The following is a 12526-nucleotide window of genomic DNA, read 5'->3' as shown; positions in this document are numbered from 1 at the left end:
CTACGCGCCCCTCCGCCGTTCCTGTGGTCCGTCGTATCTGCCGCGGGCGGCCCCCGGCGGGACCGCGGGCTCCTCCTCGTCCTCGACGATCTCGTCGCGGAGCCCGCTCATCGCCGTGGACTCCCGCGTCGCACCGGTTTCGCTGAGCAGCGAACCGAAAAGGGACTGCCAGTCGACGCCCATCCGCTCCGGGGCGGCGCCCCGTGCGGTCATCCGGGTCAGCGGTTCGAGGGTGTCGACGACCCGCCGGGCCATCTCGGCCCGTGCCGTGTTCGCTGCCTCCAGCACCGACGCGGAGAGCTGGGACGCGGCCATGGTCCGGTACTTGCCGTCGAGGAACTCCAGACTGGTCAGCTCCCCCTTCGCGCCGACGGAGACCCGGACCGACCGGTCCGCCGACCGTGCGGTGGCCGACGCCGCGTCCAGCTCGGCGCGTGCCGAGGCCGCGGCCTCCTCCGCCGCCTTGAGGTGGGCCATCGCCTGGGCCACCCGGTCCTCCATCGGCTGATTCATGCCGGTTCCTCTCCCTCAGCGGCCCAGGGCCTGCGGTGCGCCGCCCTCGTCGGTGCCCCAGACGTCCTCGTCCTCGGCCAGCCACGTGGTCCGTTGCCGGTCCCCGGTCTCCGTCTGCGGCCTGCCCTCGCCCGCCCCGCCCATGGGCCCCATCGGCGGCATGAAGGGCGTGCTGCTGGTGGTCTGTGCGGCCCGGGGGACCACACGGTGCTCCTCGTCGTCGGCGGACGGTGTGACGGCCGGCCGGCCGGACCGGCCGGACCGGCCGACCGCGGGTTCGATGACGGTCCTGGTGCGCTCGCCGGACGAGCCGCCGCCCTCGCCCCCGGCGCCGCGCATCATCGGCGGGTACATCCCCGGCGAGCCCGCACCCGTGCCGGAGCTGCCGGCCGCAGCGCCCGTCAGGGCGTCACCCGCCGGACGTCCGAGCGCCGAGGTGAGGTCGTCCTGGTTGTAGAGGTTGTCGTTGAAGACGGAAGAGTACGCGGAGCCGGCGGATCCCGCGGAGCCGCCCGCGTTGTAGGCGGAGAGGTCGGGGGGCTGGGGAAGATCGGCGATCCGCTGCCGGATCAGCTCGTCGATGTCCTTCCCGCCGGCGCCGATCCGGTCGTACTCGGCCTGGATGTCGGCCATCCGCCGGTCGTACTCGGCCTTGGCGTCCTTACGGGCCTGCTCGGCCTCGCCGCGCGCCTCGTCCCGTTCCTCCTGGGCGTCGGCCTTCGCCCGGTCGTACTCCTCCCTGGCGTCGGCCTGGGCGGCGTCCGCCCGCTGGACGGCCTCCCGCTCGGCGGCGTCGATCTCCGCGATCCGCCGGTCGTACTCCCCCCGGGCCTGGTCCTCGTCGGTCCCGGTGGCCAGTTGACGCTCGTACTCCGCCCGGGCCTCCGTCCGCTCCCGCGCGGCGTCCTCACGTGCCTGGTCCCGCTGCTGCTCGGCTTCGGCCTTCTCCTGCTCGTACTCCTGACGCGCGGCCGCCTCCCGGCGGTCGGCGTCCTGGAGGGCGGCGTCGCGCTCGGCGCGGGCCTCGGCCTTCTGCTCCTCGTAGTCGGCCTGCGCGTCGGCCTTGGCGTTCTGGGCGTCCAGCCGGGCCTGCTGCTTCTCCTGCAGGGCCTCACGGCGGGCCTGTTCCTGATCCTGTTCGGCCGCTTCCCGCTCGGCGACGGCCGCCGCCTTCGCCTCTTCCCGCTCCTTCTCCGCCTCGGCCTTGGCGGCCTCCTGCTCGGCCTTGGCGGCGGCCTTCTCCTTCTCCGCCTCCGCCTTGGCGGCCTCCTGCTCGGCCTTGGCCTCCGCCTTCTCCTTCGCCGCCTCCGCCTTGGCGGCCTCCTGCTCGCGCTCCGCCTCGGCCTTCGCCTGGGCCTGCTCCTCCTTGGCGGCCGCCTTCTCGGCGTCGGCCTCGGCCTTCGCCGCGTCCCGCTCGGCCTTCGCCTCGGCGCGGTCCGCCTCGTTCTGGGCGACGGCCCGTTCCCGTTCCTTCTTGGCCTCGTCCTGCGCCTTCTGGTTCTGCGCGAGGGCGAACGCCCGCTGTTCCTCGGCCGCCGCCTTGGCCTCGGCCTTCTCGCGTTCCTGCTCGGCCTTGGCCTCCGCCTTCTCCTTCTCCGCCGCCGCCTTCGCGGCCTCCTGCTCGGCCTTGGCTTCCGCCTTCTCCTTCTCGGCCGCCGCCTTGGCTTCCGCCTTCTCCTTCTCGGCTTCCGCCTTCTCGCGGTCCCGCTCGGCCTTGGCCTCCGCCTTCTCCTTCTCGGCCGCCGCCTTGGCTTCCGCCCTCTCCTTCTCGGCTTCCGCCTTGGCGGCCGCCGCCTCGGCCTCCGCCTTCTTCTTCGCGGCGTCGGCCTCGGCCTTCGCGGAGATCTCGGAGAGCGGGCGCTTGTCCCGGTCGGTGAGGTTGGTGTCGAACGCCTTCTCGGCAGCCTTGAAGGCGTTGTAGATCGCCACGATGGCCTCGGCGCCCGCCTTGCTGAGCCAGTCCTGGGCGGACTTGTCCCAGCGGTCCACCGCCTCCTGGGCGAGGGCCTTCCATGTGTTCATGTCGCTCGGCCTGCCGAACGACTTCTCGAACGTGATCTCCCCGGTGGACGACGTCTCCCTGAGGATGATCTCGTTCCTGAAGCCGGCCGTCGAGGTGACGTTGTTGCGCCAAGTGGTGGACGGCCCGGAGCCGTAGGACACCATCTCGATGTCCGTATTCGCGACCTGGGTGTCGAGGAGCGTCAACCGGACGTTCTGCAGCATGTCGTAGAGCCAGCGCTGTGGATTGCTCTCGGCCTTCCACGCCTCCCAGGCGTTGTAGAGGTTCTCCGCCTGGGTGAGAAGCACTCGCTGCGCCTCGGCCAGCGCCCGGCCCGCCTCGGAGGTCACTGTCACACCGTCGATGGTGACCGCGACGTCCCCACCGCCCTTACCGCTCAACTGGTCGGCGTAGCCCTCGTAGTTGCGGGCGAGTTTGTGGATGAGCCCCTTGAAGACGATGGCCGACGTGCCGTCCCAGGAGTCGCTGCCCTCTCCGATGTTCTCGGTGTCCCACTTGCCGACCGTGTCCGCGCTCTCCTCGAAGAACTGCACCACCCGGTCGAAGGCCTTGGCCGCCTCCGTGAAGGTGAGCAGGTCGACGTATTCGGTGTCGGTCACCCCGTAGCCGCGGTTGTCGAACCCGTGTGTGGAGTGGGGCCATGACTTCAGCGCCCAGAGCGCGGCCTTGGATCCATAGAGGTACCGGACCAGGGGGTTGGTGTCCCAGTCGAGTTTGTCGCCCTCGTTGTTCCAGCCGCCCTTGTCCTTGAGGACCTCGCTCGTCTTCGTGTAGTCCGGGATGACGTCGTCGCCGCTCGGCGCCCAGGCCTGGCCCGAAGCGAGGAAGGTGATGTAGGCCCGGTACCGGTAGAGGTTCCTCCCACCGGACACGTCCTGGGAGTCGTCGGCGGGCCGGTAGAACGGAATGGTGTAGTCGGTGTTGTGCGTCTTCCAGCCGGCCGGGGAGAGAAAGCCCGAGGAATATTCCGGGCCGCCCTCGTCCTCCAGCCTGACGTGCATCAGTTTGATGCCCTCGTTACCCTTCAGGGTCTCGAACAACGTCTTCCGGTCCGGAAGGATGTAGCCGGTGAGCAGGTCAACGGCCTGCTTCCAGTAGTCGTCATTGTTGTCGTCGGGGTTGGCCATCGCCGAAGTCTGCTATTTCTCGTCGGAATCTGAATTCGAGAGATCGCTGTCGACATCCTCGAAGATGTCCATGAACTCGTCCGCGGTGATGCTCTCGAGATTCTTGCCCTGGCTCTTGGCCAGTTCGTCGATGGTGTCCCACAGCGCCTGTTCGAGATCCTCGAAGAGGATCGTCTGGTCCTCGATGATGCGCACCACCTCTTTCGCGCCCTTCCCGACGGCCATGTTCAGCGCACCCCCGCCGACCGCGCTGTTCTCGCCGGCCATAAGCCCGATGACGAGCGGCTTCGAGGCCACGATCGTCGAGGTGGACATCGCGTCCGCGATGTCCGAGATCGCCGGTCCCGCGTTCTTGTCGTCGCTGAGGATCTTCTCCAGCCTCGCACGGAAACCGCTGATGTGGTTGTTGATGAAATTCTTCAGGAACTCGGCGTCAAGGACCGTGACGGCCATCTGATCGCTCCTCCGTCACCGGCCGGCGTCAGCGGCTGCCGATCCTGATGTCGCCCCACCGCTGCGACAGGTTCTGCTCCGTGTGCCGGTAGTTGCCCGAGATCTCGGTGAGCAGAGCGGAGTGGTTGGCAAGCAGGACCTTGATGTTCTCGACAGCGTTGTCCCACTTCGCCTGGACCTCGCTGTAGACGTCCCGGTCGTCACCGATCCAGCTGTTGCGCAGCTCGGCCAGTTCCATTTCCAGGTTGGCCAGAATGCTCATGATCGACTGCGACTGGCTGACCATGTCGTCCGCCGCGCCTTCGGCGTGGTTGTAGTCGACGTAGATGTAGCCGTCGGAGAAGTCCATCGGGATCCTCGATTCACCGGGAGAGTGACAGGAGCGGAAGAGTCGGTGCCTGGTGGTGCAGCCGGGATCAGTTCGACGACGTGCTGGTGCCGTTGAGCTCGTCGAAGACCGCCGTGGAGCGCGTGTACTCGGCGTCGATCGCGTCGCTGGTGGATCCCTGCACCAGCCCGTGCTCCCGGAGGGTGCTGTTGAGTTCGTCGACCATCCGGTCCAGGTTGATCAGGATGGTGTCGACGTGCTCGTCCCACTGCTCCAGCAGCTTCTTGTACTTGCCGCCGTCCGCGCCCCCGTAATTCGTGGCGAGCGTCTGGGCCGTGGACTGGACGTCCTGCTGGCAGCGCTGCACACCGGAGAAGGCCTGTTCCAGCGCCATGATCCCATTACGGGTGGCGCCTTCTTCGGACTGCTGCATGGCCATGAGGAATCTCCCTTTCGGCGGAACTCTCACCGGGCTGATGCCCCGTAACGCTCCGTGGGCAGACGGAGCGTTTCCGCAATCTCAACCGAGTCGCGAAGCCATGGGACGGCCAGATGCTATGCACGCCGCGACGCGTTTGGCAATTTCCACCGGAACCAACGCCTCTCCCACGCAAGCTCAGTTGAGCAATGAGCCGCATTTCCTGCCGCTCAAGTGAGCGGCAGGGTGAATGGACGGGACAGATCGGGCATGGAAAGCCGCCTGTCGGATTCCTGTCGAAAGGCCGGATGAACACCGGGAGACCGCGACGACGCCAGGAATTGACTTCCCGACTGTTTCCCGGTCGCCCCTTTCATTCGCTACCTCCCGGGGCACCGCAGGGTCACTCGGGCCCGCCCCTCTGCCGCCGCCTCGGGGGTCAGGTCCGGGCCGCTGGGCAGCATGGCCAGCAGCGGGGACGGCACCGGCCGTGCCGCGGAACTGTCATAGCCCAGTGCCTCGACCGCGTCCTGGGACAGCAGCCGATACTTCACGCCTTCGTCCGTCACCAGGTACGTGGTGTCGCCCAACGCGCTGCCGCTCGCGCTCAACGCCCTGACCAGCGCGCCCTTTCCGGCCCGTACCGCGATGGAGTCGACCTTCAGACAGCCCGGTTCGGTCTCGGGCCCCGGTGGCTGCACGGCCCGGGGCAGTGCGGCCGCAGGCAGCACCGAGGTGCCGACCCGCACTCCGGCGTCCGTGGAGTCGACCGCGGCGCAGGCCACGGATCCGGCGGCCACGGTGACCGCCCTCGGCGGCTTCGCGGGCAGACTCTCCTCGCCCGAGTCCCGTGCGTCGGGGGCGAGATGCTCGGCCAGGGTGTCCGCACCGAGCGTCACGACGGTCGCGGCGTCCCCTTCATAGGCCTCCTCCCGCGTCCGCGGATCGCCCAGCAGGAGGGTCGCCCCGGTGTCGGTGAGGGGGACGAGACCGTCCCGCGTGAGCAGGTGGTGGCGGGCCTCGGAGCCGGGGACGTCGACCCGGAAGAGCTGACCGATCCGGGTGCTCCGCCCGCCCAGTTCGGGCCCCTTGTCGCCCCGTCCGGGCACATCGGCAGGGGCCAGATCAGGGCCCAGCGGGAAGGCGTCGAGGAACGCCGCGGACACGGGACGCGGGGTGACATCGCCGTACCCGAGGGACTCGGCCGCCTTCGCCCGCGCGTCCAGGCGCAGCCGGCTGCCCTGCCAGAGCAGATACGTGGCCTCGTCCGGACCGGTGACCAGCAGGCCCTCGTTCCCGCCCAGCTGCCGGCCGTCGGGCACGTCCTGCGGCGCGCCGGTGCCGACGGCGAGCGTCGTGGTCGCCGTGACGACGCCCGTCGTACGGGGCAGGACTCCGGAGCACACCAGCCACGGTGTGCGGTCCAGGTCGCCGGTGCCGGGCAGCGCCTCGGGCCCGTCGGGGATGCCGACGGGCGTTCCGTGCGGGGTGCCGGCGAGCGAGGAGGTGCCCACCGTCGTCACCCCGATGTCCCCGCCGGTGATCAGCCGGGCCGAGGCGTAGTTGCGCACCGGGGTCAGCCGCCCGTCCAGGTACAGGTAGCGCGCGCCGGTCTGTTTGTCGACGATCAGGTCCTCCCCCGCGCGCCAGGAGTCGTTGCCGCCGGGCCTGAGGAGTCCGAAGACGAAGGCCCCGGCACACACCAGCACGGCGACGATCACACCGATCGCGGCGCCGCGGTTGGTCCGCCCCAGGGGGCTCTCGGGGGCGTCGGGATCGGAGCGCAGCAGGGCGGAGGCCAGCCGCCCCATGATGAAGAGATGCGCTTGTACTTGGTCGCGTTTGCTGTGCATGTCGCCGTGTCTCCCGGGTCAGCCGTTGATGCCGCGGAGCAGGCCGTAGACGCCCATCGACCAGAGCGTCAGCGGCAGGATGCTGATGGCGGCCAGTGAGTGCAGCAGCTCGGCCGCGCGCCCCCAGTACGGGACGAGCCGCCGTCCGGGCACCGTCCACGAGGCGATGGTGATCGCGGCGGCGAGCCCCATCAGACCGGCCGTCAGGGTCAGCCGGTCCGCCGGGGCGAGGGAGCGAGCGGCGACGAGCAGCAGCAGGACCACGCCCCAGGCGCCGGCCATGGTCAGCGCCAGCCGCTGCCAGACGTTGCCCAGCCCCCGGCTGTGCAGCAGCAGGAGGAGGGAGAGCGCCACGACGGTGAGGATCTCGGGGAGGTCCGGCGAGGCCATGAGCGCCACCTGGCAGGGCAGGCACACCAGGCCGATGGTGCCGTAGAGGGCGGTCATCCAGCCGTCCGCCAGCGCGGACCGCGCGTCGACGTCCGAGGAGGAATACGGGTCGATGCCCTGCTGCAACTGCTGGACGTTGGTCGGCAGGGGCGGCATCCGCATGCCGGCCAGCCGGAACGACAGGGAGGGGACGAACCCGCCGAAGAGCACCACCACGACCGCCACCACGCCGGCCGCCTGCTCCGGCGCCAGGTCCAGGGTCATCAGGGTGGCGCCGAGCGCGCCCGCCGCCGCGACACCGGCCGCGCCGATGAACAGCGCCGGGTACACGCCGACCGCGGCCAGGGCCAGCACCGCTCCGGCACCGGCCGCCGCGGACGCCGCCAGCAGCCGTGCGCCGAGGACGGCTTCGCCGTCGGCGCCGCCCAGGTCACCGCCGGGCAGCAGCCAGCCGGCCAGGGCGAAGTAGGGCGCCGCCATCAGACCGAGCACCGAGCCGGCTCCGGCGTCCCCGACGGCACGGGAGGCGGATCCCGCTCCGGCGATCAGCAGCAGTCCGGCGGCCGAGGCGGCAACGGCCCGTATCCAGCCCGCCGTTCCCGGCGCGGCCAGCATCCCGAGACCCAACGCGAGGGTGGCCACGGCCAGTCCGAGCAGCAGCCGCCGGCCGGCCTGCGCACTCCAGCCGTGGGGTCTGCGGTCCATGCCGTCGGCTATGCCGTCGACCAGGTCGTCGATGTGCACCTCGGGCAGCGCCTCGGTGCGCGGGCGCAGACAAAGCTCCTCTCCGTCCCGCACGCCGAGGGAGTCCAAGGTACTCTCGGGGTCGAGTGGAGGACCGCCGAGGCGTTGGAGTACCCAACCTCCGTGCTCCAGGCCGGATTCCTCCAGGTCGTCACCTCCGTAACCGATCACTGTGGGCAGCAGGTCGGCTACGGGGACATCGGAGGGCACGGCCAGGTCCACGGTCCTGGCCGGAGCTCGTACGGTGACGCGGCACAGGCTTGCCGTCTGATTCTCGGTCATGGCTCGGGTTTCACACTTTCTGGCAGACCACGTACATGCGCGGTGGCTGGAAGGTGGCAGTGGCTCACCGGCCGGTCGCCGAACACGACGGAAAGGTCGGACGGGGCATGCGCCGACGAGTTTGACCGTACTCCGGTTTTTTCGCAACACCACTTGGGGAGTTCAGCCTTTCGGAACCCCACCGCAATTTTCCCGCCCACCGTCGCGCGGGAATCCTACTCTTCAGAATCACCCGCGTCGTTCCCGCGGGGTTTCCCCGGAATATCTTCCGAAATCATGGAGGAGGACGTTCGTTGAGCGTGATCCTGTTCCGCCGGCCGGCCCGCCGCAAAGGACCGGAAATGCCGTCGGGGGAACTGAGTCTTCAGGAGCCGCCCACGCTTCCGGAGGTCGTACCGGACAGTTCCGCGGTGTGGACGTATCTGCCGATGGCGCTGATGTCGGTCTCCATGATGCTGATGTTCATGCGGCCGGGGATGAGCCGGGACAGCGGCGGGTTCATCTACATCGCGCTCGGTGTGATGGTGGTCGCGTCGGCGGGAATGATGCTCGGGCAGGTCATGCGCCGCAACGGCGAGCGCAAGCAGCGGATGAAGGGCGAACGCCGCGACTACCTGCGGTATCTGCGGCAGACCCGGCGCGTGGTGCGGAAGTCCGTCGTGGAGCAGCAGCGTGCCCTCGCCTGGCGTCATCCCGAACCGGACGCGCTGTCGTCGCTGGTACGCAGCACCCGGCTCTGGGAACGGCGGTCCACGGACGACGACTTCGCCGAGGTACGCATGGGGGTGGGCGACCAGCGTCTGGCCATGAAGCTGACGCCGCTGTCGACCAAGCCCGTCGAGGACCTGGAGCCGCTGTCGGCGCACGCGCTGCGCAGCTTCACCAAGGCCTACTCCACCGTCCGCGACCAGCCCATCGCGATCTATCTGCGGGCCTGGTCGAAGGTGCTGTTCCGCGGGGACGACAAGCTGATCCGGGCCCAGGCGCGGGCGCTGCTGGCGCAGTTGGCGGTGTTCCACTCCCCCGACGACCTGTGGATCGCGCTGTGTGTCTCGGACGAGCGGCGCGCCGAATGGGAGTGGGCGAAGTGGCTGCCGCACAGTCTGCACCGGCACGAGGAGGACGGCGCCGGACCCTCCCGCATGATCGCCTCGGCCTTCAGCGAGCTGGAGAACCTGCTCGGCGCGGAGTTCCTTGAGCGTCCGTTCGCCGACCCCGACGCGGTCCCGGGACGCGAGGAGCCGTACACGGTCGTCGTGATCGACGGCTGCACCCTGCCGGCGGGGCACCGCTTCGACGGGCCCGGGTTCCGCAACGCGGTGGTGCTCGACCTCACCGGGGCGCTCGCGTGGAAGCCGGGTCGGACCACGCTGCGTCTGGAGGTGGACGGGAACGGGGTCGCGCTGGTGCGCACCGACCGTGACCGCAAGGAGCAGTCGACGGTGCTCGGCAGGCCCGACGGGCTGGGACCCGTGGGTGCGCGGGCGCTCGCCCGGCTCCTGGCGCCGTACCGGATGAGTGTGGGCGGCGACGACTCCAAGCCGCTCGCCGGCGACGTCGAGCTGACCTCGCTGCTGAACATCCCCGACCTGCACCGCCACGACCCGGCCACGCTCTGGGAGCGGTCCACGGGCGCTGCCCGGCTGCGGGTGCCGATCGCGGTGAGCGGTGAGGGCCGGCCGGTGGAGCTGGACATCAAGGAGTCCGCGCAGGGCGGTACGGGACCGCACGGCATGCTGATCGGCGCGACCGGCTCCGGCAAGAGCGAGCTGCTGCGCACGCTCGTGCTGGCGCTGGCGTTGACGAACTCCTCCGAGACGCTGAACTTCGTCCTCGTCGACTTCAAGGGCGGCGCCACCTTCCTCGGCCTGGACGAGCTTCCGCACACCTCCGCGGTCATCACCAACCTCGCCGACGAGGTGGCGCTGGTGGCGCGGATGCAGGACGCCCTGCACGGCGAGCTGATCCGCCGCCAGGAACTGCTGCGCGCCGCCGGCAACTACACCTCCGCCCTGGAGTACGAGAAGGCCCGCGCGGCCGGCACGCCGCTGCAGCCACTGCCCAGCCTGTTCGTGGTCGTCGACGAGTTCAGCGAACTGCTGGCCTCGCACCGCGACTTCATGGAGCTGTTCGTGATGATCGGCCGGCTCGGCCGCAGCCTCGGCGTGCATCTGCTGCTGGCCTCGCAGCGCCTCGACGAGGGCCGTATGCACCAGTTGGAGAGTCATCTGTCGTACCGGATCGGGCTGCGGACGTTCTCCGCGATGGAGAGCCGGGGCGTGCTCGGCGTGCCGGACGCCTACGAGCTGCCCGCGCAGCCGGGTGCCGGTTTCCTGAAGAGCGGGGTGGAGGCGCTCACCCGGTTCCGGGCCGCCTATGTCTCGGGGCCCTACCAGCGGCGCCGGGCCGTCGTGCAGGCGCAGGTGGCGCGGCAGGTGGTGCCGTGGACGGCGGAGTGGGTGGTGCCGCGCGCGCCCGCGGACCCGGACCCGGCGGGCGGGCCCGACGAAGCGGAGGGCGAGGCAGCGGGCGAAGGGGCCGATGCCGCGGACGGCGGCGGGGAGACGCTGCTGTCGGTGGCGCTGGACCGGCTGCGCGGTTCCGGGCCGCCCGCCCATCAGGTGTGGCTGCCGCCGCTGGACCGTCCCGCCACCCTGGACCAGATCCTGCCCCCGCTGGCACCCGACCCGCGGTACGGCCTGACCACGGCGGACTGGCCGCTGCGGGGGCGGCTCACGGTGCCGGTGGGTGTCGTCGACCGGCCCTTCGACCAACTGCGTGATCTGCTCACCGTGGACCTGTCGTCCTCCGGTGGCCATGTGGCCATCGCGGGGGGCCCGCAGAGCGGCAAGAGCACCCTGCTGCGCACCCTCATCACCGCGCTGGCCCTCACCCACTCTCCGCGCGAAGTGCAGTTCTACTGCCTGGACTTCGGCGGCGGCACGCTGGCCGCGCTGGACGAGCTGCCCCATATGAGCGGGGTGGCCGCGCGGGTGGACACCGAGCGGGTGGGCCGTACGATCTCGGAGGTCACCACGCTGCTCGCCCGGCGGGAGCGGTTCTTCCTCGAGCACGGCATCGACTCGATGCCGACCTACCGCAAGCGGCGCGCGGCGGGCGAGTTCCCCGACGAGCCGCACGGCGACGTCTTCCTGGTGATCGACGGCTGGGCCACCGTGCGCCAGGACTTCGACCGGCACATCCCCACCTTCAACGCGCTGGCCTCCCGCGGACTCAACTACGGTGTGCATCTGATCGTCACCACCGGCCGCTGGGTGGAGCTGTCGTCCTCGGTACGGGACCAGACCGGAACCCGGCTGGAGCTGCGGATGGGTGATCCGATGGACTCCCAGATCGACTCCCGCAAGGCCGCGACGATCCCGCGCAGCGCGGGGCGGGGACTGACCTCGGACAAGCTGCACTATCTGTCGGCGCTGCCGCGTGTCGACGGGGTCGAGGACGCGGACGACCTCGCGGACGGGGTGGCGGGGCTGGTCGCCGCGATCGGGGAGAACTGGGCCGGGCCCGGCGCTCCGCGGGTGCGGATGCTGCCGGCCGAGCTGCCGGCCGAGGAACTGCCGGAGGCGGAGGGCGAGCACGGGCTGCGGATCGCGCTCGGCCTGGACGAGAACGAACTGGCGCCGGTGTGGCACGACTTCACCGAGACCCCGCATCTGATCGTGGTGGGCGACACGGAGAGCGGCAAGACGAACCTGCTGAAGCTGGTCGCCCGGGGCATCACCGAGCGGTACACGCCCGCCGAGGCGCGGATCATGACGGTGGACTACCGGCGGGAGCTGGTGGAGAGCGTGCCCGAGGCCTACCGGCTCGGGCACGCGGTGTCCCTGGACATGCTGCGGGATCTGGTGGACGGGGCGGCGCGGGCGGTCAAGCAGCGGCTCCCCGGGGAGGACATCGCTCCGTCGCGGATGCGGCTGTGCGACTGGTGGCAGGGGCCGCGGCTGTTCATCCTGGTCGACGACTACGACATGGTGGGCGGCGGGCCGATGACGCAACCGTTCGCTCCGCTGCTGGATCACCTGGCGCTGGGGCACGAGGTGGGGCTGCACATGGTGGTGGCGCGGTCGTCGGCGGGCGCGGGGCGTGGGCTCAACGAGGCGTTGCTGCGGCGGTTGCAGGAGGTGAACACGCCGGGGCTGCTGATGTCGTGTCCGCCGAGTGAGGGGTATCTGTTCGGGAGTGTGAAGGGGCGGGAGCTGATTCCGGGGCGGGCGGTCCGGATTGCCCGGCGCAAGACCTTGCAGGTGCAGACGGGGCTTGTGGGGGATGCGTGGTGAGGCGTCGGGGGCCGGGGCGGGGGGAGCCGGGGGGCAGTTGCGCGACCCGGTGCTTGCGGGGTGCGCCGCGACAGGGTGAGCCGGGGGATGGTTGCGC

The 12526-nt window shown here is 70.5% G+C and carries 8 protein-coding genes; 1 reads left to right on the top strand and 7 read right to left on the bottom strand.

The genetic code is table 11. The features are described from left to right. The 7 genes from ACIF9R_RS09770 to eccD form a co-directional block, all read right to left on the bottom strand. Nucleotides 1-513, bottom strand: a complete 513-nt coding sequence (locus ACIF9R_RS09770) for a YbaB/EbfC family nucleoid-associated protein (protein ID WP_399976788.1) — start codon at nucleotides 511-513, stop codon at nucleotides 1-3. Nucleotides 514-528: 15 nt separating this feature from the next. Further along, nucleotides 529-3663, bottom strand: a complete 3135-nt coding sequence (locus ACIF9R_RS09765) for an AAWKG family protein (RefSeq protein WP_399976785.1) — start codon at nucleotides 3661-3663, stop codon at nucleotides 529-531. A 12-nt stretch (nucleotides 3664-3675) separates the two neighbouring features. Beyond that, a complete protein-coding gene (locus ACIF9R_RS09760) occupies nucleotides 3676-4116 on the bottom strand; it encodes a type VII secretion system-associated protein (RefSeq protein WP_399976782.1) in 441 nt (146 codons plus the stop codon). A 28-nt stretch (nucleotides 4117-4144) separates the two neighbouring features. Then, nucleotides 4145-4465, bottom strand: a complete 321-nt coding sequence (locus ACIF9R_RS09755) for a WXG100 family type VII secretion target (RefSeq protein ID WP_399976779.1) — start codon at nucleotides 4463-4465, stop codon at nucleotides 4145-4147. A gap of 67 nt (nucleotides 4466-4532) precedes the next feature. Then, nucleotides 4533-4883 (bottom strand): hypothetical protein, encoded by a 351-nt coding sequence (locus tag ACIF9R_RS09750; RefSeq protein WP_399976777.1) that lies wholly within the window; start codon nucleotides 4881-4883, stop codon nucleotides 4533-4535. Nucleotides 4884-5242: 359 nt separating this feature from the next. Beyond that, nucleotides 5243-6715 (bottom strand): type VII secretion protein EccB, encoded by a 1473-nt coding sequence (gene eccB, locus ACIF9R_RS09745; RefSeq protein WP_399976774.1) that lies wholly within the window; start codon nucleotides 6713-6715, stop codon nucleotides 5243-5245. A gap of 18 nt (nucleotides 6716-6733) precedes the next feature. Then, a complete protein-coding gene (gene eccD, locus ACIF9R_RS09740) occupies nucleotides 6734-8131 on the bottom strand; it encodes a type VII secretion integral membrane protein EccD (RefSeq protein WP_399976771.1) in 1398 nt (465 codons plus the stop codon). A gap of 299 nt (nucleotides 8132-8430) precedes the next feature. On the opposite strand from eccD, the gene eccCa reads away from it, so the two are divergent. Then, nucleotides 8431-12429, top strand: a complete 3999-nt coding sequence (gene eccCa / locus ACIF9R_RS09735) for a type VII secretion protein EccCa (protein WP_399977262.1) — start codon at nucleotides 8431-8433, stop codon at nucleotides 12427-12429. Nucleotides 12430-12526: the final 97 nt, after the last annotated feature.

The organism is Streptomyces sp. NPDC086080 (assembly GCF_044540255.1).
Taxonomy (GTDB): domain Bacteria; phylum Actinomycetota; class Actinomycetes; order Streptomycetales; family Streptomycetaceae; genus Streptomyces.
This window is presented reverse-complemented; position numbering and strand designations above follow the sequence as displayed.

Excerpts from the sequence above, each read along its gene's own strand:
- ACIF9R_RS09770 (WP_399976788.1), bottom strand. The coding sequence starts at position 513 with ATGAATCAGCCGATGGAGGACCGGGTGGCCCAGGCGATGGCCCACCTC.
- ACIF9R_RS09755 (WP_399976779.1), bottom strand. The coding sequence starts at position 4,465 with ATGGACTTCTCCGACGGCTACATCTACGTCGACTACAACCACGCCGAA.
- ACIF9R_RS09765 (WP_399976785.1), bottom strand. The coding sequence starts at position 3,663 with ATGGCCAACCCCGACGACAACAATGACGACTACTGGAAGCAGGCCGTT.
- eccB (WP_399976774.1), bottom strand. The coding sequence starts at position 6,715 with ATGCACAGCAAACGCGACCAAGTACAAGCGCATCTCTTCATCATGGGG.
- ACIF9R_RS09760 (WP_399976782.1), bottom strand. The coding sequence starts at position 4,116 with ATGGCCGTCACGGTCCTTGACGCCGAGTTCCTGAAGAATTTCATCAAC.
- ACIF9R_RS09750 (WP_399976777.1), bottom strand. The coding sequence starts at position 4,883 with ATGGCCATGCAGCAGTCCGAAGAAGGCGCCACCCGTAATGGGATCATG.
- eccD (WP_399976771.1), bottom strand. The coding sequence starts at position 8,131 with ATGACCGAGAATCAGACGGCAAGCCTGTGCCGCGTCACCGTACGAGCT.